This window comes from Nostoc sp. DedQUE09, assembly GCF_034530915.1.
Taxonomy (GTDB): Bacteria; Cyanobacteriota; Cyanobacteriia; order Cyanobacteriales; family Nostocaceae; genus Nostoc.
Genome location: NZ_JAVRCE010000037.1, coordinates 1 through 20,010 on the forward strand (window position 1 = coordinate 1; position 20,010 = coordinate 20,010).

The following is a 20,010-nucleotide window of genomic DNA, read 5'->3' on the forward strand; positions in this document are numbered from 1 at the left end:
TATCCCCTCAACCCTTGCAATTTTACCTGTTTTAGGGAATGAAACAGCCCTGCCCTTAATCCCCCCTTGGAAAGGCAGGGCTGTTTCATTCCCTAAAAGTCCTTAATTTACAAGCGTATCAGTCAAAAAAATCAGGTTGTTAACAATCCAATTCAGACAAAAACCAGGCGATCGCACTTAAATTTATCGGTTGAAGCCGTAATTTTTCGATTACCAACTTACTCAAATTTTTGGCTGATACTGTTGACAAAATCGCGATCTGAACGAATGAAACAGCCCTGCCTTGGAAAGGGGGGAAAAAAGAAATCTAGTTCCCTCCCTTTCGAAGGGGGAAAAAAGAAATCTAGTTCCCTCCCCAATACATACGGAGAGGGTTAGAGAGGGGTATTTTTGTACTTCATTAACTTGCAATCTGTTGTACAAGAAATAAAGTGCTTACTACAAACCGAGGTGTTAATTACTGCCTAAAAATCTCTACTTTTTGTAACACCACTTCTTGATTTGGACGATCTCTAGTTGTAGGCACATTCGCAATCTTGCTAACTATATCTAGACCTTGGACAACTTCACCAAAAACACTGTGATTGTTATCAAGGTGAGGCGTTGGTGCTTCTGTAATGAACCATTGCGAACCATTAGTACCGCGTCCGGCATTAGCCATCGACAAGATACCTGCACGAGTGTGTCTCAATTCAGGATGAAACTCATCTTCAAATTGATATCCTGGGCCACCAGTACCCCATCGGTTGGCTGTATCTAGATAACGACTCAGAGGATCGCCACACTGAATCATAAAATTAGGGATGACCCGATGAAAGCGAACTCCATCGTAAGCTGGAGTTCCCTTACCAGATTGACCCGTTTTAGGGTCTTTCCAGTCGATTGTTCCAGTTGCTAGACCAACAAAATTTTTGACGGTGTTAGGAGTTCGCTCTTCCTCCAAACGAACTACAATTTCACCCAAGGAAGTAATTAAACGAGCGTGCAGTGTTCCATCACCGGGAATATTAATTTCTGGAAAATTCATTAGATATCCTATTTTAACCAGTGCCAGTATTTGAACTATATAAGTTTATCAGCATTCAAGTTACCGCCTTTAGACATGAAAAATAAACCTGAAGGCAGGAAACTTGAGCCAACAAATATTTTACTCAGGCAAATTTATCGCTGGATTACGGCTAAAGAATCCTCTAGGGACTAACTTAAAGCCAACTCGGTGAACAGGCATTACAGGCCAATCTTCCGATCGCGGAATATGAGTTACGCCCATTGTGTACCACAGTACGATATCTTCACCCAGTAAAGACTCATTGTCTGCGATATATTTTGGTAAACCCTGTCCGGGTTGAGTTTGGTTGGGATAATCGCCACCAGCATAAAATTCAGTAGGTTTATATTTTGTTACCCAAAGGTGATGAGTCGCAAATTCTGCCCTTTCCCGGATTTTTGAGCCTTCCACAGGGAAAAATATGGAATTTCCTTCAGGCATCAGCATATATCCAGGTGCAGCACCGAGAGGATTCTTTTTGTCTGCGCTAACAATCATCCACTCCCGACTGTTTTTCAGATCCAAATCGCGCACAGCAGCCGTTTCTTTAGCTAGTGGAGTTTCTGAAAGTGCGATCGCATTTCCTAAAGGATTTTTCTCATCCATCGGCAAAGCTTTCACATTCATTTCCATCACAGAATTAGCCTGACCATCAACATCAAAATCTAGGCGATAGTTGAAAAAGTGCTGGTGATTGACTCCAAAGATATTCTTAGCAATTAACCTACCATAAGAATCATCATCAGATTGCTTTTGGGCAGCCGTTCCCTGCGTCAATACGATACCCGTTAATTCATTTTGGACTTCCAAAGTCCCATCCTGGTGAAAGATCCAATTGATGCTGTAATCATAGTTGTCAATCGCTACAGTCATCTTCATCACTAATTCTCGACTGCGACGGACATCATTACGCTGAGTATTATACTCATAGTGTTTCCACAGCATTCCGTTGTCGCGTTCGTAGATACCGATAACCCCTGGTATTTGATAAGGTTCTCCCTGTTCATTAGCAAATACAGCATTTAGCAACAAGCCATTTTCGGGAATTTCTTTACCTAATTCCATCGTATTTGCTAGTAAACCTAAGTTGTATTCTCCAACATCAAAGGCATTTCTAAACGACCAATTAGGCTCAGGATTGCCATAAGGTACTACCATTTCTGAGAGGCTAGCGCGGTATAAAACTGGTCGAATATTTTCCCCGTCTTTGTGTGTCACTTGGTAGAGCATTAATCCATTGCGAGGATGCATTGAATAGCGAAACTTCCAACCTTGCCAGCTAATTTCATTGTCTTCGATCTGGAAACTTCTACCATTCGGTTGGAGAATCTTCAATGCTTTCAATGGTGAAAGTAATTTACCCAAAGATTTAGTATCATAATTCCAGTTTTCTTTAGAGAAAGGGACGTTTCCTCTATCAATAAAACTAGCAACTTTACCTGTGTTCAAATTGACTGTTGCTAAAACTCCCTCAATGGGACTACCGTAATAGTTCCAACCTTTACCTTTGTAGTAAGATAAACCGCGACAAAGACGATTACTTGTTGCTTCTTCCTGTTCGCTGAGAATTCCTGGTGCCCACCAACTGATTTTAACTCGATCAAAATCGGTAATTCCCCGCTTTTGCATCGCTTTTTGCCATCGGGGATCGGCTTTAACGACCTGAGTTGCTAGTTCATATTCTGAATTAACGATCGCAGGTTGAACAGACGGTATTTCTTTCCAAGAACTTAAGGTTTTGCTTTTCAGGTTAACAATACCTTCATAGGTTTTATTTAGCGATCGCTCATAGATTACCAAAAAAACTTTTCGCTGGAAGACTTTACCAGGTGTAAAATTTAGAACTTCTTCTTTATCTGGTTCTTGTAAAGCAATAAGTGAAAAAGCTGCCATTTCGCTCAAAGTTTTTTCTCTTTGGATGACCGAAACAGCTGTGCTAATTTCTACCTCAGTTAGCGAAGTGAGAGGATGGGAAATCGAAGGCTGTTGAGCCGTCAATGTTTCCATTAATCCGAGTGAGAAAGAAATAACAACAATGATGGCAATAGCTAGCCATAAAAAATGCTTTAGCCGCTTAATCATCTTTTACATTTTTACAAAAGACTTATAGTTATCTATTTCCAAACTTAAGATTGAAAACCGATAAATTAAGAGGCTAAAGCGAAATTAGTTATAAGAAAATAACCCCACCCCGCAAGTAGCTACGGTGTACACATAAGTCGAATTACCCCCCTTAATCCCCCCTTATAAAGGGCAGGGCTGTTTCATTCCCTAAAAGTCCTTAATTTACAAGCGTATCAGTCAAAAAAATCAGGTTGTTAACAATCCAATTCAGACAAAAACCAGGCGATCGCACTTAAATTTATCGGTTGAAGCCGTAATTTTTCGATTACCAACTTACTCAAATTTTTGGCTGATACTGTTGACAAAATCGCGATCTGAACGAATGAAACAGCCCTGCTTATAAAGGGGGGAAACAAGAAATAAATCTAGTTCCCTCCCCTTTATAAGGGGAGGGTTAGGGTGGGGTAAAACTTAGTTACTCAGCTATTTCAGAGTTGTGTATACACGGTAGGCTTGCGGGGAGGGGAGCTAAAGCAAGGCTTTGGCGGGGTGGGGTTCCGGGTATTATGCTTATCTTACGCAGAAACTAAACGGCGTAAAGATTCAGCACGACGTTTAGCAATAGAGTTATTTGGAGCTAATTTGAGTGCTTCTTCGTAAGCTTGTAACGCCTGAGTAGTTAATTTTTTCTTTTCGTAGGCGTGACCGAGATTATTTAATCCTGTCACGTAGTCTGGTTTAGATTTGAGAGCTTCTTTGTACTGACGAATTGCTAAGTCATATTGCTCTTGGATGAAATAAACATAGCCCAGCCCGTTGTAGATAGGGGCGATATTTTCTTCTCCCTCTTCTTCAGCAACTTTGAGAGCTTTTTGAAATAGCGTGATCGCTGGAGAATACATTTTTTTTTCTGAATAAATACTGGCTAACTCATAATATTCTTGAGTCGTACCCTTTTCTTTCTCTAATTTCTTTCGCAATCTTGCAAAAGAGCCTTCAACCTTGCGAGTTTTAAAAATCTGGCGAAAAACACTCACGGCTGCAATTGTGAGTATGACCACCAAAACTGAGAGATAAACAACGGCTAGACTGTTATCCATTACTGCAAATACAAATATTATAAAGTTTGTTATTTGTCATTTGTCATTTGTTATTCACTAATGACCAATGACTAATGACCAATGACCAATTTACGGTAAACCCCAATATTGAGAGCGTTCCTGGAGCCAACCTTTTTCTAAATAACGAGCGATCGCTTGATTCACATTTCGTCTAAACTCATCGTACTGCAATCCCTTGGGCATTACTACACATAAGGGTTCAGTTGATAATTTTGTTGGCAGTAGCCGATATTGAGGATATTGTTGCACCCAACCGCTTAAAACACTAACATCTGCGGCAAAGGCTACGGCGGCATTATTTTCTATTTTCTCTCGCGCTTCTTTATAGGAATCTACTCCTACTAACTCGGCGTTTGGCAGATAGTACCGCACTTGAGCAATGGTACTGGAGTTATTAAGTACGGCAATTTTTTGTTTTGATAGATCGCTCAACTGCTGTACAGAGGCATCTTTTGTAACTAATACAGTGCCATCAAAATAGTAGGGAACACTGAAATTAACTATGCGGGCGCGTGACTCGGTTGCTGTGACTCTAGCGATCGCAAAATCAACTTTTTTGTCTAAAACTACAGACAGGCGATCGCGATTCGCTACAGGTTGAAATTTTACAGCTTCGGCTTTACCAACCAAGTCAACTGCCAAACGCTTGGCCAAGTCAATTTCTAAGCCTTGCAAATTCCCATTGTCATCTTTAAATCCCAAGGGACGCAAGTTATCTTTCACGGCAACATTTAAATAGCCCCGCTGCTGAATTTCTGACATTTCGGCAGCAGATGCAGTTAATCCCGTCCCTACTAAAGAAAAGCAAAAAATCAAAAAAATAGTGGCGGATAATACCAGATGTAACCGAGTAATTGCTTGCCGTCTGTTACATCTGTTATACATCCCTCACCACCTTTATCCTTTAGCTTGAAGTGCCAATTCAGCAACTTTGCCGAAACTAGCTGGATCGAGGACTGCCAATTGCGCCAACATCTTGCGATTTAATTGGATATCAGCTTTTTTCAAGTTACCGATCAACTGGCTGTAACTCAAGCCGTGTTGCCTGGAAGCAGCATTGATGCGGGTGATCCAAAGGCGACGAAAATCGCGCTTCTTCTTTTTGCGATCGCGGTAGGCACTCCGTAGCGCCTTCATCACTTGTTGGTTGGCAGTTCTAAACAGAGTTGAATGGGAACCGCGAAAACCTTTAGCTAGTTTGAGAATTTTATTGCGGCGTTTGCGAGCTACATTACCGCGTTTTACCCGAGTCATAACTTATTTCCTAAAATACTTACAAATATGGGAGCATCAAGCGCACGTTAAGTTCATCGCGTTCGTGTACAAGGGCACTCTGACGCATACTACGTTTTTTGTCAGAAGATTTGTGTTCTAAAAGGTGGCTTTTGAACGCTTTGCGACGGACGATTTTGCCGCTACCGGTGGCACGGAATCGCTTTGCCGCGGCTTTACGAGTCTTTAGTTTAGGCATGGTCTAGCTTTGATTCGACACGATCCATTATTATATACTATTAAAATCGCTATAACTGCAATTAAATAAAGGATTTAGCCAACGGCGATCGCTGTAGATAAACTTAGCTTCACTTATGGATGAGGTCAATATAGTTGAATATGACCCACGTTGGGCGACTTTGTTTAAAGAAGAAGCCGAGCGTATTTGCCAGGCACTAGGCAATGACTTGGTTGTAGAAATTGAACATATTGGTAGTACCGCAGTACCAGGAATGGCAGCCAAACCAGTTATTGACATCATGGTGGGAGTGCGTTCCTTAGTAGATGCAAAATCTGCTATTTTGGCTTTGGAATCTTTGGGATACGTTTATTGGCGTGAAGATCCGCGTCCTGGACGGATGTTTTTTGTCAAAGGGATGCCACCATACGGAAAGCAACGTACTCATCATGTTCACATAGTCGAGATTGACAGCGAATTTTGGGAGCGCAAGCTATTTTGTGACTATCTGAGAAAGCATCCTGAAGAGGCAAAACGCTACGAAGTTCTAAAACGCGACTTGGCGGCAAGTTTTCGGAGCGATCGCGAAGCTTATACCAATGGTAAAAATGACTATATCCGTGCTTTGATGGTCAAAGCACGGAATGAGAATATGGGAAAAAGCCAAAGCCATTGATTATTTAATTTTTCTTAATGGCGGTGACTTTGGGATCTAAAACAATTTGTGAACCAGATTTATTGACATGGTAAGTCCAAAATTGACCTTTAACCTTGACAATAACTTCCCAGCCCTCAATGGGGTCGTACACCTGGATGCAAACTTCACCAAAGCCAAATACGCAGGAATTTCCAAAGGTTTTTGGTGTAGCTTGAGTAATTTTTAAATCAGCAATTGCTACCCCAGAACGGTTTGAAGCATCGGTTAAAATTGCATAGGCGATCGTTTTCGGCAATATGTGTAAAGCGCTTATCTTGGGATCTAAAACGATTTGTGTTCCAGATTTATCTACATGGTAAGTCCACGAATCTTGCCGAACTCTGACAACTACTTCCCAGCCCTCAATGGGGTTGTATTCCCTGGTGCAAATTTCTCCAAACTTGAATTCACAGGGATTACTAAAGGTTTTCGATGTAACTTGGATAACCCGTAATTCCCCTACAGGTACGCCGGAACGGGTGGACGCATCCCGTAAAATTTTATTGGCGATTGCCCTCGGCAAACTGCTTGATTTCGCCTGAAGTGTTTCGGCCAATTGAGTGGTGTCTAAGCGAGAAACAGCTCCAGCAGAATTGTTTTCGGTAAGCCCAAATCCCCACGATAGGAAGGTTGTCAACGCTAGGGTCAATACACATCCTTTCATAAGTTTCATGATTCCTTGCGATATGTAAATATCTTCAACTCTTATCCAGACTCAAATTTAACGTGTATGCTGCGAACCCCTTAAAACTGAACTTAGAACCCCTCTCCAAAACTCTTCCCGTACATCGGGAGAGGCTTAAAAAGCTACATTTTTGGTACAGTGCAAAGAAGTACGATTTTTACCCGTTTTGAGTATAAATATTTCTTTTTTATTTATATATTCCTTGCCACTAATTATACAGCATTAAGCATCTTCTTAACTTGAGCCATTTTTTTGCCGCGCGATACTCCTGCGGAGTCGTTGCACGAACGCTGAAGCTGAAATATCTGTGGAACAGTATTTCTACTTTTGGAACCTTATCGATAATCTGTGACGTGGAAAAAGTATTTGCTAAAACAGGGTTTTGCCGGATAAAGAAAACTTAGTTGTTCATTTTGGATAAAGTCGAATTCACCACACATTCAGGAAACTGGCGTTTTAATGCTGGAAACACTGGACAAGGCGCTTGTTCTTGTAAATTGTCCGGTTTACTCCAAGTGAAGGGGGCTTTCTGCGCCGCAGACATCCACAGCAGAAGCTTTGCTCGTGTCATGGCAACATAGAGTAGACGATACTCTTCAGATGTTTTCAAATTCTTTGCCACCTCCCATGCCTGACTAACATCAGGTATGATAGATTCTTCGTGGAGAGTAGCGCGAATTTGGGCGCGGGCTACTTCTGATAAGGTAAAGTCGCCTAAAAATTGGCTTTGGGGAGGAACCCAAAATCTGCCAGGAATCAAGTTTTCGTGGAGAAAAGGAAGAAACACATAGTCCCAATCTAGCCCTTTAGCTTTGTGCATGGTGATAATTGTCAGTTGACCGCGACGGGTATAACGTTCTTCCGAATCTTCGGTTTCCACTGGTTCAAACCGTTCAGAACTAACGATTTCACTTAAAGCTGAAAGCATTCCCCCCATCGAACTATTGCCAGCTATCTGCTGGTTTACCCGTTCTGCGAGTTTATCAGCAGTTGCCAATTCTGCCTGGTCGTAATTTAAAGTCAAGGCGAGAAAAGAAATTAGCTGGTATAAAGGCAGTTCTAAACGAGCGCGAAGTAAATTGCGACACAAACGAGCAGCTTTTTGTACTGTTTCTGGCTGGGGTGCTGCTAGGGGGCCAGGATACAAAAACTCTTCTGGTAAACTCGCAAGGGCGTTGAGGTCTTGGGTAGGAATTAATTGGCGCTGTACTAATGCTTCTAGAGCGGCTTTGAGGTAATCGGGGGAGTGGGGGCGATCGCAAAATTGCAATAATGCCAAAATTTCTTGAGGAACATGGGAACGGCGATCGCGTTCTCCCACATCATAAAGTGTAATTTTATGCTCTTTGCACAGAGGTGTCAGAGCTTCTGCTAACCATCGTCCTTGACGATTTTCTCGGACTAAAATCGCGGCACTATTTTTTGTTGGATCTTCACCAAATAACTCAATTACTCTTTGAGATAACAATTCAACGGTGTGATGAATATCGCGCGGTGTATGAAGTTCTAATCCTCGTCCTACGGGTGCTGGGTTGGCGTTAGCTTGCGGATCGCCAACTTCCACAGGGCGAATTGTCTGCAAGCGAAACGGTACTTGTCGGTTGTCAGGAATTTGTTGTTTGTTGTTGGTTTTAGTTGTTGCTAACCACTGATTGTTGATCCATTTGAGGGCAAAGTTAGCAGCTTCAATGATAATTCTAGTACTGCGACCAGCTCGATCCATCGTTGCTAATCGTTCGATGCGATCGCACTCTTCGCAAAATTGCCGGAAATAAATCGGATCGGCCGGAGTAAAGGTAGAGTTAATCGCCTGGTTAGGGTCGCCAACTCGGACTAAATTGAGTGCTGAGTCCTGAGTGCTGAGTGCTGAGTTGGGAGTTAGGAGTGCTGAGTCCTGAGTGCTGAGTCCTGAGTTGGGAGTTGGGAGTGCTGAGTCCTGAGTGCTGAGTTGGGAGTTGGGAGTTAGGAGTGCTGAGTCCTGAGTGCTGAGTGCTGAGTTGGGATTTAGGAGTGCTGAGTGCTGAGTGCTGAGTGCTAAGTTGGGAGTTAGGAGTGGGGAGTTAGGAGTGGGGAGTTGGGAGTTGGGAGTGGGGAGTTGGGAGTTGGGAGTTGGGAGTGAAGAATTTTCTTGCTGATATTCCCGATTACTTGCCAAAATTTCTAATAGCTGCGTCTGAAGAGGACTAGAATCTTGGGCTTCGTCTTCAAAGACGGCGAATATTTGGTTTTGCTCAATGCGACGGGCACTGTCGTTTTCTAAAACGCGTAGTGCAGCTAAAATCATATCGTCGTAATCTATAAAATCACGCGATCGCATTAAGTTTTGATATTGCTCGTACAATCCCGCTGCTACGCTCAAAATGGCATATTCGTCTGTAGTTTGCTTACTCCACTCCCGCAACAATTCTGGCGATATCCCAGAACTTTTTGCTTCATGAATTACTGTATTAGCCAACTCTGGTAATACTTCTGTTCGCAGTACTGATTGACGACGCAACCTTTCTGTCTCTTCTCCATCAAATTGATGACCTTCCAATAACCGCAAATATACATCTGGATTATTTACAATCCATTGTTCTACAGCTGTTCTGATAAAGCGGTGACTTTGGGTTGGCGTAATTAATATGACATTTTCTAGCTGCAAACCCGATAAATCAGAATGGCGGTTGGCAATGTTCAACGCTAGACCGTGTAGGGTATAGACAAAAAATCCTGTCTGAGGTAAAGATAAATCATCTCGTAAAAATTTGCGAATCTTCGCTTTAATATTGGCAGCAGCAGAGCGAGTAAAAGTAACGACTACCAACTGACGGCGGGAGGATGAACGTTCATATTGACGGGCGATCGCGATCGCTGCTGCCGCTGCCATCCCAGTAGATTTACCCGCACCAGGAACGGCTGAAATCGCCAAAGGGCCAGATTGCCAATCAGCCATTTGCTGCTGTCCAGGGCGGAGACTGTTGCGGATTGCGAGAATCTTCTCCTGCAAAGAAGCAATAGGCGATCGCTCAGACAATTCTGAGTCAAGTAATTCTTGAATAACAGGAGTCGTAAATTTAGAGTCGGACATATCAAATTATTAGAACTTACGCATTGGCAAAGACAGCCAACTGTGGATTACCTCTCGTTACAAGGCAGAGCCTTCTAATGCTCTTATGGGAGGCTCTGCCTCCCGTCAAACAAGTAGGCAGAGCCTACTTGAGCGCATTCCCAGGCACAGCCTGGGAACGAGGCAGGGTAAGACTTTTAGTTTAACAAGCTGACTTTTCACATAATGGTCAATGTGTAAAGTGCGTAAGTCCTAATTATATATTTTAAATAGAGATTAAATTTAATTCCCAAACCGCAGATATGAATAATTTTCGGTGATTCTTAATGCCAAATTACTAACAAAATACTTCACCGTTCTTGTCTTAACTGTTTTAGTAAACTATCTGCATCAAATGCGTGCGTATATACTTAAATATTATGTCAACCCCCTGACTAAACATATAACACTTGGTTAATTTGTTCAGTGAGGGGATTGTTAAGAAAGTTAGACTAGCTCTTCGATGTTTTGCCGTTCGCTCACAGTTGATTCACTAAAAACGGCTGCATACAACCATCCTGCTAAAATTGCCCCCAAAATCGGAGCTATCCAAAACAGCCAAACTTGTGAAAACATTTGTACACCTGCAAATAGAGCAACTCCAGTACTACGCGCAGGATTAACCGAGGTATTGGTTACAGGAATGCTAATCAGGTGAATCAAGGTGAGTCCAAAACCAATTGCCAGTGGTGCAAATCCTTTAGGAGCGCGGCTGTCAGTCACGCCCAGAATAATTAGCAGAAACATAAAAGTCATCACAACTTCACTAATGAAGCAAGCAAACAGCGTGTAACCACCTGGAGAATGAGTACCGTAACCGTTGGTAGCCAGTGGGTTGGAGCCAGTCAGGGTAAATCCAGTTTTGCCGCTAGCAATCAGGTAGATAATGCCCGCACCAACAACTGCACCGATTACTTGAGAGACGATATAAGGTAGTAAGTCAGATCCCGAAAAGCGCTTACCTGCCCACAGTCCAAAGGAAACAGCTGGATTGAAATGACCACCAGAAATATGACCAAGAGCATAAGCCCCTGTGAGGACAGTAAGTCCGAATGCCAAAGATACCCCTACTAATCCAATACCCAATGGAAAAGAAGTATTCTCGCTGATTTTTGCAGCATCTGCTGTGTAAGCTGCGGCTAGAACAGCACTACCACAGCCACCTAAAACAAGCCAAAATGTGCCGATAAATTCTGCCAAGCAACGTTTTGTGAGAGACATTTTTGGAAAATTCCTTGTTCAGCTACAAATGAGTAATAGTTACGTTACACAATGTTTAATTCATTGCTGTCAACAAAAAATCTATTGCCTTTTTTTTTGTGATGGAACTAAATTGAAAAAAACCGGAATTTTTTTTTCAATAGTTCATTTTGGTGATAAAATATGAAAATACAGCAAAATTTAAAATAACCAAAAAAATACTTAATTTCTTAATAACTTTGCTCTTATATTGAATAATTTAGGAGTCAGCAATGTTGACGCGATGCTCTCTACGAGACGCTGCGCAAACGCTAACGCTGTCCTATACGCTCTTTCGTTCAAAATACGCAACTGAATTCTGGCTCACTTCTCTACGAGAGGCTGCGCCAACGACTACGCTCAGTGACTTCCTGACGCCTTTATTCTGTTTTGATAAATTTGTTGTAATACGGTTGGTCTTAGCTTCAAAAACCGTAAACTGCGTAGCTTGCTTATCTAGTAATAGTATCAAGGTAAACCTAACAATTCACCAAAAATGTTGGGTTTAGTTCTTCAACCCCACATCCGATTTTCTTTAACTCAATTGTGTTGAGATTTTTGCTCTAGTTAGTTTAATCTTCAACACTCCCACACCTTAAGGTGTGGGAGTGTTACGCAGTTAGCTCTTCTAAAATTGAATTTATTCGTCAATCTGCCATGAATCCTTAGTTAATTCTTCATCCAGAATTTTCTTAGGACGCACAATGATAATAATTTGCCCTAATAGAGGAATTTCTGGCTCAGTTTCAAACCATTGAAAATCTAATTCACCACCATTTTCAACGACGAAATAGCTAGAGGCATCCCATTCTCGTTGGGCACGATCTATTACTACTACGACTGGCCCTGTTTGGCTTTGGTTTTGGATGGGGAAGCGATCGCTATTCGCTAAAATCGCCACTGGATCTTCTGCCGCCAATAGCACTTGCCAACCTGGTAAGGGTACCCAAGCTTGCTCTCCAGAAAACTTGACCAACCGAAATGGTTCAATTTCTGTCAGTATAGGCACAGCTTGCAAGTCTTGGCGTGATAATGGTAACTCTCCTACTACAGGCAATATTCGGGGTAACTGTTCTTCAAATTCCAGGCGGTAAAACGGTAAAATTGGCGCTGGACGCTGGGGAACGGTAGTAAAATCAGTCAGTAGTTGTTCGATTTTTTGCCTTGCACCTGGCGTGTGAGCAAAACGCAAACCTTTGGCGATCAGGCGCGATCGCTGTTGTAAATCTGCATTTTGGCGTGCCAGTTTCCAAACTTGGTGAGCAACAGCATCCCCAGGATGAGCAGAAAACCCTTCTGGCAAAGTGCGGAAATAGGAGAACTCTTTAATTGCTTTGGCTATCTCCCGTGCCTCATCAGCATCAACGTTGTGGAGGAAGATTAGTTCGGCAGCGGCGGCGCGTTCTTCTTGAGTAAGTAAACGTAGCTCGTATAAAACATCGCTGCCGCGTGCGGTGTAGTGCGATCGCGTGGCTTCCGATACTCCAAACTTTTCCAAAGAATTGTAAACTTGAGAACCAACAACCACCTGGTTTTGTTGAATCGGCTCAAATCCAGTCGCCTCAAAAATTTCTTGGGGGTTGAAACCGGTTTTTAGCAATGAGGCGATCGCGGCTCCCCATTCCACCCAGTTGCCTTGTTTTTGCCTCAGCCTTCGCAGTAACTCTTGTGCTACATCATCGTTAGCATTATCTTCGGGATTCTGAGTATTGGGTGGTAGATCAGTCATAATCGGAGTGCAAGCTTCAACTTGAGAGGTTAATTAACACCTCATGAGCAAGTATTATTCTAATCTATACCCAGACCTACACCTCATCTACGATCAAAACTGCTATAGTTTCGCTAATTTAGTTGGTCTTTATAGCGCACCATTTTTTAATTCAGATATTTGGGCAAGCAAATTTCCTCTGTAGCGCTCACTATTAGCGTTCTAATATATGCAAAATAACTCCGTATAAACCCTTGGTGATTTTCGGCTATTCTCAACTAAACTTGGTATGGAATATAACAAGAGAGTGAATATTTAAAGGAAATATCTATGGATAAACCCAATCTCGAAATTGATAAAGTCCAATCTCAAGTTATGACTCTCGAACGACCAAAAAAGCTGAAAATACTGGTAGTTGACGATGAGCCAGATAATCTCGATTTACTTTATCGCACATTTCGACGTGACTTTAATGTTCTGAAAGCTGATAGTGGGGTGAACGCTCTACAAGTTTTGGCAGCAGAAGGGGAGGTAGCGGTGATTATCTCCGATCAACGGATGCCAGAAATGAAAGGGACTGAGTTTCTCAGCAAGACTGTACCTCAATTTCCCGATACAGTAAGAATAATTCTCACTGGATTTACTGATATTGAAGACTTGGTAGAAGCAATTAATGCTGGACAAGTTTACAAATATATCACCAAGCCTTGGGACCCAGGGGAACTGAAGGCAGTAGTGCAAAGAGCAGCCGAAACCTATGATTTGCTCAAGCAACGTACAGAAGAATTACGCCGTGCTCATGCTCAAATGGCGTTGCTGAGTGTTTTAGTACAGGTAACTCAAGCAGCTTCTAACTTAGAAGAAACTCTTGCTCCTATTGCTAGGGCTGTGAGTGAAACTTTTGGGGCAGACGGCTGTATTTTACAACTTACAGATGGAAATACTCTGGTTGCAACTCAAGGAACTTACAGCGACACAGGTACAATAGAAAATTGGCTATCTCAAGACCCACTAACCAAGGAAGCGATCGCCACGGGACAAATGCAAGTTTCCTTAAATGTACTTAAAGATACTAAATTAGTTGATGCGATTCACTACCAAAAGACGGGTGTGCAAGCACATTTAGTGATCCCAATTAGCTACCGCAATCAACTTTTGGGTGTATTGTCGCTCCAGTGGAAACAACCTTGCACTTTGCGGGAAGATGAATTGGTGCTAATTAATTTATCAGCACAACTGGTGGCGATCGCTCTGACTAGTAGTCACTCTCATTAAGGTATTGTGTAGTTGTCATTAGTCATTTGTCCCTTATCTTTGGCAAATGACGAATGACTAACGATCAATGACTTATTGACCAATGACTAACGAAATTCAGTCCATTTTTAATCGTATTGCTCCAGTTTATGACCAGTTGAACGATTGGTTGAGCCTGGGACAGCATCGAATCTGGAAGGAAATGGCAGTAAAATGGAGTGCAGCTAAACCAGGAGATACTGCATTAGATTTGTGTTGCGGTAGTGGTGATTTAGCCTTACGTTTGGCCCGGCGTGTAGGAGCAGCAGGACAGGTGTATGGTGTAGATTTTTCCCCAAACCTGCTAGAAAAGGCTAAAGAACGCTCCCAAAGGCAGTACCCCCAACCTGCTATCAGCTGGGTAGAAGCTGATGTCCTCAATTTACCCTTTGACGACAACCAATTTGATGCCGCAACAATGGGCTATGGTTTAAGAAATGTTAAAGATATTTCTCGAAGTCTCCAAGAGTTATACCGGGTTTTGAAGCCGGGAGCTAAAGCCGCAATTTTAGACTTTCATCGACCTAGTAATCCTCAGCTACGTGCCTTTCAGCAGTTGTATCTGGACAGTTTTGTAGTGCCAGTTGCCAGTTATTTAGGCTTAAAACAAGAATATGCTTACATCAGTCCCAGCTTAGATCGTTTTCCCATCGGCAAAGAGCAAATAGAGTTAGCTCATCAAGTTGGTTTTGCAGTTGCCACACACTACCCCATTGCGAACGGTATGATGGGAGTGCTAGTGCTTAGTAAGTTAGGAGTTATTAGTTAAAAGTTATGAATTATAAGTAGTGGTAAATTCTCATTTAAAATTTATCATTCCTAACTCTTAACTCTTAACTCTTAACTCCTAACTCTAAGCTCTAACCTCCTAACTTTTTTAATTCTTCCCTTGGACTGGTCTCATCTTTGGCTTTATGTGTCTCCCCCGGTACTGGGTGGAATTATTGGCTATTTCACAAATGATATAGCCATCAAAATGTTGTTCCGTCCTTACCGAGCAATTTATATCGCTGGACGAAGAGTACCCTTTACCCCTGGATTGATCCCCCGCAATCAAGAACGTCTGGCTAAGAACATTTCTAATACAATCATGGGGTCACTATTGACACCACAAGAATTGCAAAATCTGGCACGACGTTTGTTGCAAACAGAACGCGTGCAATCAGCAATTCTCTGGTTGTTGCGGTTGGCAATTGAACAAATCAAAACAGATAAAAACGAGAAAAGTGCCAAAATTGTAGCAGGAATTTTGCGGGATTTACTAGGGGAGTCCTTGCCACGATTGCTTAAGGTTTTAGCGCGGCGTGAAGATTTTTTGGAAGCGCAGATAAATCAAATTTTCGACCAGATATTGCTGGAATTTCAACTTACTGAAGAACAATCTACGCGACTTGCAGATTGGTTGTTACAAGTAGTTTTACCGCCGGATCTTTTACGCCAAACGATAGTTGATTTTTTGACCGATCGCACCATTCAAATTATCGATGAAGGCTTCCGCGAAAAAACCAGTGGGACTTATTGGGTAGTAGCAAATTTGTTTGGCTTACGTAACACTCTTACACGCCTACGAACTTTTTGTTTGGATGAAAAGGAGGCTGCTAATACTCGGTTGCAGGAATTGACTCAAGATTTGCAGATCCGCGATCGCATTCGGAAATTACTGCAAAATTTAACATTACAAAACTTGCCAATGGGTACGGTTCGCCAACTGCGAAAGACTACCCGCGAAAGTGTCCGCCATTACCTACAGAATAGTGGTAGTGATTTTTTACAAGGATTAACTGATTCTGTTGATTGGGAAAATATTGCTGTAGTCCTACTGAATCGTGTTAGTACTTCACCAGTTGTCAGTACTTCTTTAGAAGTAATGAGTCAAGAGTTGGCTCTAATTTTAGAGAAATATTTAGAAAAAGATTTAGAAGCAATTGTGGCACAGGCGATTCCAATTTTATCGATAGATGAAGTGATTGTTGACCGTGTAAAATCAACTTCACCTGCTGATTTGGAAGCTGCCATTGAAGGAATTGTCAAAAATGAATTACAGGCGATTGTAACTTTAGGTGGTGTTTTGGGTTTTGTTGTGGGGTTATTTCAGACAGTGTTTTTATTGTTGGTTCAAAAGTAGTATGGTTAGTTTTTAATGAATTTTGGGTCAATTTTCTTGATTGCTTATATCTGCGACTAAAAGCTCTTGAATTAAATCTAGGGCTTTATTTAGGTTTATTTCTTTGGAAGCAATAGCGATCGCTTATCATTATCCCACCATTCTTTAATCACCTTCGATATCCCCAAACTAACAACTTCCGAACAGCTTACCCTCTGGCAAGATGCCTTGGGTACAAGTGTATTTGTTCTAAACGGACGAGTTGAAACACTAGTATCACAATTTAACCTGAGCTACGGGGCAATTTCCACTGCTGTGGAAACAGCCAAAAGAGTCCTCAAAACAAACTCTATCGAAGAAACCGATCCTAATAATCTGGCATTAGCATTGTGGAATGCTTTTCGTATCCAAGCCCGTCCCCAACGAGATGATTTCGCCTTTTGCATAGATACTCATATGCAACGCCTGAAATTAGCTCCCCTTCTCCGAAATTGGGAGAAGGGGTTGGGGGATGAGGGCAATAAACACTGGTATTGGAAAGTTAATTTTTTCTGATATATATATGTATTAACCTCTAAGTATGATTCCGTAGAGAAAGTTTTTGTTCAGAAGATTTACGAGATGGGAACTCTAGCTAATAAGCTTAATTACAGTATCCCACTTAACATTGCCAATCATGTCCCATCCTCCTCACTCCACATTGGGCCAATCTTCTTACCCTCGCTTAACTAGAAGCCTAAGTGCTGTTGAAAGCTGGGGCTTTGGTTTGACAGCTCATATTTCTTGGACGGCATTGGTTCCAGCGATTCATGCTGCTCTCGGTTCCGAAGCTATTTTTGTCTGGATACCTGCGGTGATTTTCGGAATGTTGCTCAATTATCAAGTGAAACGCTTAGGTATTCATTTCATCAATGTAGCTGGAGGAACACCTAACTATGCTACTAAGCTACTGCAAAACTACCCAGGATTAGCTCGCTATGCAGCAATTGGATACCTCCTCAATTGGATTTCCTACCTGTCAGTTAATACAATCGTACTTAGAGATTTAATTAAAGTAAATTTGGAGACGCTGGGTATTGCCTGTTCAGACATATTTCTGGATATTAGCTTTACACTGTTACCCTTTATCGTGGCGTTTAGTGGGACTCGCGCCCTGAGTATTTTACATTTGTTTTTTGTCATTCCAGCCTTTGGACTACTAATGACCTTCTGTGTACAAGGTCTTGGCTGGTTAGCGTTTTCTCCGGTGAGTCCTGGGTTTTTTCCTAATAGTTGGTCATCTTTGAGCTTCGTGGATTGGGCAAAGTGGTTCTTTTTCGTCACCTATGCAACCTACAGTTGTGAAACGGCTTCTTCCTTTGTCGCCGATAGCCGCAACCCTACTCAAACGCTGCGGTTTCTAGACATTGCCGCCTGGATGATGCCACCAATCTTTTTGGGAGGTTCTTGGGTAGTGATGCGGTTAGCAACAAATCCTGACCTGAAAGACAATGCTTTCCTGAATCTTGCGGCAGTTTCCCTGCCCTTTTGGGGAAGATTCGCTGGTGTAAGTGTTTCTTTTTTGCTAGTAGCTGCTTGTCTATTAGGTTCGGCAACGGTAGTTTCTAATTGCCCGCGAATTTTGTATCAACTGGCGTTAGATAACCATATTTCGCCAGTATTTTCTGTTGTCTCACGTCGGGGTGTGTTTGTCCCAGCATTGACGTTGACACTAGTGTTGTGTTTAATCTATCTGATTTGGGGAGATGTGGCGCGAATCGTCGCTGTTGGTAACATCGGTTGGTTTGTCTCCTTTATGTTACTGCATCTGGGGCTTTGGCTTCGGCGCGATCGCCCAGAAGTTTTGTTTCCTCGCATATCTCTGGGCATTCTGCTATTAGAAGTTGTGGTGTTGTTGGTGGGCGGATTTGCCTGGGGTTGGCTCAACTTGCTAATTGGGCTATTATTTCCCATTAGTGTTATGGGAATAGATGCGGTAATTCGCCGTGTGAATTTCCCTGTCTTCCATCGCAATTGGTGGATGCGGCGATATCGCACGCGCCCTGTAGTAATTATTAAAGATTCAGTAATTCTTCAAGTGAGCATCCTGATTTTTTTACTGTGCAGCGCCGTGGCAGTTGGCTGGTTATTTGGTGTCAAACTTAATAAAGTAGCGACTGCGGGCGGTGAGAATATATTTGTGGTACTACTGATGAGCGTGGCATTTGTGGGAGTAGCGATCGCTTGTTGGACAAGTTTACCGCAAGTGGTGGCGATCGCAGAAGCGCGAGAAGCTGCCGAACACCTGTTTACTGTCGCCCAAGATGGTATTTTAGTCGTAGACGATCAAGGCATTATCCAGCAAGCTAACCCAGCCATTGAATCGTTCTTTGGTGTCAACCCATCTGAGTTGCCAGGAAATCACCTCAACAAATGGCTACCTGCATTAGTTTACTATCCAGAGCAGTGGACAAAGCGTAGCGAACAAATTTTAATCGGTAATGGGAAAAACAGAACCCTGGAAGTTTCCATCTCAGACCGACCCCATCAGGATTTTCAGGAATATGTCGTCATTCTCCACGACATTACCCAGCGCAAACAAGCAGAACAGATATTGCGATACTCAGAAGCACAATTGCGCCAAGAGGCAAAGCAGCTAGTATCTCAACTGGTGCATAGTGAAAAAATGTCGAGTTTGGGGCAGTTAGTAGCAGGTGTAGCGCACGAAATCAACAACCCAGTCAACTTTATTTCTGGCAATATCACCTATGCCAATCAATATATCCAAGATTTATTAAGATTGCTGCAATTATACCAGCAAAATTATCCTAATCCAGTAACGGAAATTCAAGAAGAAACAGAAGCGATCGACTTAGATTTTCTGATTGCAGACTTGCCCAACTTGCTAACTTCAATGACAGTTGGTGCGGAACGAATCACAGAAATTGTCTTATCTCTGCGAAACTTCTCCCGGTTAGATGACGCAGAGATGAAAGCTATAAATATCCATGAGGGTATAGATAATACGTTGATGATTTTGGAACATCGCCTTAAACCTAAATCTTCTAATAATCTAGCAATTGAGGTGATTAAAGAATACGGCGACCTGCCATTAGTAGAATGTTATGCTGGACAACTGAATCAAGTATTTATGAATCTTATCGCAAATGCGATCGATGCTTTAGAAGAGGCAGTGGAAAATGGTGAATGGGAAGTAAGGGAAGAAACGCTCTCTACTCCTCAGATAAGCATTCAGACTAAACTCACTAGCGAAAATCAGGTAGTTATTCGTATTGGCGACAATGGTATAGGCATTCCCGAAAAGGTACAAAAACAATTATTTGAACCATTTTTTACGACTAAACCAGTTAATAAAGGTACTGGGTTAGGTTTATCTATTAGTAATCAGATTATCACCCAAAAACATCAGGGAAAATTAGAATGTATTTCTGCTCCTGGAAAGGGAACAGAATTTATAATTGTAATTCCGCTAAATCAGCAAGCTATCTAATTGTCAACATCATCTGGCGTGGT

At 42.2% G+C, this 20,010-nt stretch carries 16 protein-coding genes; 6 read left to right on the top strand and 10 right to left on the bottom strand.

Going from position 1 to position 20,010, the window contains the following annotated elements; translation table 11 throughout:
• Nucleotides 1-457: 457 nt before the first annotated feature.
• The 6 genes from RMY27_RS21720 to rpmI all read right to left on the bottom strand — a co-directional run bounded on the left by RMY27_RS21720 (nt 458) and on the right by rpmI (nt 5,704).
• Nucleotides 458-1,027, bottom strand: coding sequence for a peptidylprolyl isomerase (locus RMY27_RS21720; protein ID WP_322666681.1), 570 nt, complete (start codon nt 1,025-1,027; stop codon nt 458-460).
• Between the two features lie 120 nt (nt 1,028-1,147).
• Complete coding sequence (locus tag RMY27_RS21725; RefSeq protein WP_322666684.1) at nt 1,148-3,130, bottom strand: primary-amine oxidase; 1,983 nt, start codon at nt 3,128-3,130, stop codon at nt 1,148-1,150.
• Nucleotides 3,131-3,687: 557 nt separating this feature from the next.
• Entirely contained in the window at nt 3,688-4,212 is a 525-nt protein-coding gene (locus RMY27_RS21730) for a tetratricopeptide repeat protein (protein ID WP_322666685.1), read from the bottom strand.
• Between the two features lie 90 nt (nt 4,213-4,302).
• Nucleotides 4,303-5,118 (bottom strand): transporter substrate-binding domain-containing protein, encoded by an 816-nt coding sequence (locus RMY27_RS21735; RefSeq protein ID WP_322666688.1) that lies wholly within the window; start codon nt 5,116-5,118, stop codon nt 4,303-4,305.
• A 12-nt stretch (nt 5,119-5,130) separates the two neighbouring features.
• A complete protein-coding gene (rplT, locus tag RMY27_RS21740; protein ID WP_289795542.1) occupies nt 5,131-5,487 on the bottom strand; it encodes a 50S ribosomal protein L20 in 357 nt (118 codons plus the stop codon).
• Between the two features lie 19 nt (nt 5,488-5,506).
• On the bottom strand, nt 5,507-5,704 hold the full coding sequence (gene rpmI / locus RMY27_RS21745) for a 50S ribosomal protein L35 (protein WP_322666689.1): 198 nt from the start codon (nt 5,702-5,704) through the stop codon (nt 5,507-5,509).
• A gap of 115 nt (nt 5,705-5,819) precedes the next feature.
• Between rpmI and RMY27_RS21750 the strand changes: the two genes are divergently transcribed.
• Complete coding sequence (locus tag RMY27_RS21750; RefSeq protein WP_322666691.1) at nt 5,820-6,359, top strand: GrpB family protein; 540 nt, start codon at nt 5,820-5,822, stop codon at nt 6,357-6,359.
• 4 nt (nt 6,360-6,363) lie between these two features.
• Here the strand turns inward: RMY27_RS21750 and RMY27_RS21755 are convergent, their stop codons facing one another.
• The 4 genes from RMY27_RS21755 to RMY27_RS21770 form a co-directional block, all read right to left on the bottom strand.
• Nucleotides 6,364-7,044, bottom strand: a complete 681-nt coding sequence (locus tag RMY27_RS21755; RefSeq protein WP_322666694.1) for a hypothetical protein — start codon at nt 7,042-7,044, stop codon at nt 6,364-6,366.
• A gap of 421 nt (nt 7,045-7,465) precedes the next feature.
• Entirely contained in the window at nt 7,466-10,135 is a 2,670-nt protein-coding gene (locus tag RMY27_RS21760) for an ATP-dependent helicase (protein ID WP_322666696.1), read from the bottom strand.
• Nucleotides 10,136-10,600: 465 nt separating this feature from the next.
• Nucleotides 10,601-11,374 (bottom strand): aquaporin Z, encoded by a 774-nt coding sequence (gene aqpZ / locus RMY27_RS21765; protein ID WP_322666697.1) that lies wholly within the window; start codon nt 11,372-11,374, stop codon nt 10,601-10,603.
• 658 nt (nt 11,375-12,032) lie between these two features.
• The gene (locus RMY27_RS21770) at nt 12,033-13,121 is read right to left on the bottom strand and encodes a RuBisCO accumulation factor 1 (protein ID WP_322666699.1); all 1,089 of its coding nucleotides are present in this window, start codon (nt 13,119-13,121) and stop codon (nt 12,033-12,035) included.
• 309 nt (nt 13,122-13,430) lie between these two features.
• Between RMY27_RS21770 and RMY27_RS21775 the strand changes: the two genes are divergently transcribed.
• The 5 genes from RMY27_RS21775 (at nt 13,431) to RMY27_RS21795 (ending at nt 19,987) form a co-directional block, all read left to right on the top strand.
• Nucleotides 13,431-14,375, top strand: a complete 945-nt coding sequence (locus tag RMY27_RS21775) for a response regulator (protein ID WP_322666701.1) — start codon at nt 13,431-13,433, stop codon at nt 14,373-14,375.
• An 82-nt stretch (nt 14,376-14,457) separates the two neighbouring features.
• Complete coding sequence (gene ubiE / locus RMY27_RS21780) at nt 14,458-15,162, top strand: bifunctional demethylmenaquinone methyltransferase/2-methoxy-6-polyprenyl-1,4-benzoquinol methylase UbiE (RefSeq protein WP_322666707.1); 705 nt, start codon at nt 14,458-14,460, stop codon at nt 15,160-15,162.
• A 120-nt stretch (nt 15,163-15,282) separates the two neighbouring features.
• Nucleotides 15,283-16,518: a DUF445 domain-containing protein gene (locus tag RMY27_RS21785; protein ID WP_322666708.1), complete on the top strand. Its 1,236-nt coding sequence runs from the start codon at nt 15,283-15,285 to the stop codon at nt 16,516-16,518.
• Between the two features lie 207 nt (nt 16,519-16,725).
• The gene (locus RMY27_RS21790) at nt 16,726-17,052 is read left to right on the top strand and encodes a hypothetical protein (protein ID WP_322666710.1); all 327 of its coding nucleotides are present in this window, start codon (nt 16,726-16,728) and stop codon (nt 17,050-17,052) included.
• A gap of 121 nt (nt 17,053-17,173) precedes the next feature.
• Nucleotides 17,174-19,987: an ATP-binding protein gene (locus RMY27_RS21795; RefSeq protein ID WP_322666711.1), complete on the top strand. Its 2,814-nt coding sequence runs from the start codon at nt 17,174-17,176 to the stop codon at nt 19,985-19,987.
• Nucleotides 19,988-20,010 lie beyond the last annotated feature (23 nt).

Coding starts and splice junctions, on each gene's coding strand:
- RMY27_RS21720 (WP_322666681.1), bottom strand. CDS start 1,027: ATGAATTTTCCAGAAATTAATATTCCCGGTGATGGAACACTGCACGCT.
- RMY27_RS21725 (WP_322666684.1), bottom strand. CDS start 3,130: ATGATTAAGCGGCTAAAGCATTTTTTATGGCTAGCTATTGCCATCATT.
- RMY27_RS21730 (WP_322666685.1), bottom strand. CDS start 4,212: ATGGATAACAGTCTAGCCGTTGTTTATCTCTCAGTTTTGGTGGTCATA.
- RMY27_RS21735 (WP_322666688.1), bottom strand. CDS start 5,118: ATGTATAACAGATGTAACAGACGGCAAGCAATTACTCGGTTACATCTG.
- rplT (WP_289795542.1), bottom strand. CDS start 5,487: ATGACTCGGGTAAAACGCGGTAATGTAGCTCGCAAACGCCGCAATAAA.
- rpmI (WP_322666689.1), bottom strand. CDS start 5,704: ATGCCTAAACTAAAGACTCGTAAAGCCGCGGCAAAGCGATTCCGTGCC.
- RMY27_RS21750 (WP_322666691.1), top strand. CDS start 5,820: ATGGATGAGGTCAATATAGTTGAATATGACCCACGTTGGGCGACTTTG.
- RMY27_RS21755 (WP_322666694.1), bottom strand. CDS start 7,044: ATGAAAGGATGTGTATTGACCCTAGCGTTGACAACCTTCCTATCGTGG.
- RMY27_RS21760 (WP_322666696.1), bottom strand. CDS start 10,135: ATGTCCGACTCTAAATTTACGACTCCTGTTATTCAAGAATTACTTGAC.
- aqpZ (WP_322666697.1), bottom strand. CDS start 11,374: ATGTCTCTCACAAAACGTTGCTTGGCAGAATTTATCGGCACATTTTGG.
- RMY27_RS21770 (WP_322666699.1), bottom strand. CDS start 13,121: ATGACTGATCTACCACCCAATACTCAGAATCCCGAAGATAATGCTAAC.
- RMY27_RS21775 (WP_322666701.1), top strand. CDS start 13,431: ATGGATAAACCCAATCTCGAAATTGATAAAGTCCAATCTCAAGTTATG.
- ubiE (WP_322666707.1), top strand. CDS start 14,458: ATGACTAACGAAATTCAGTCCATTTTTAATCGTATTGCTCCAGTTTAT.
- RMY27_RS21795 (WP_322666711.1), top strand. CDS start 17,174: ATGTCCCATCCTCCTCACTCCACATTGGGCCAATCTTCTTACCCTCGC.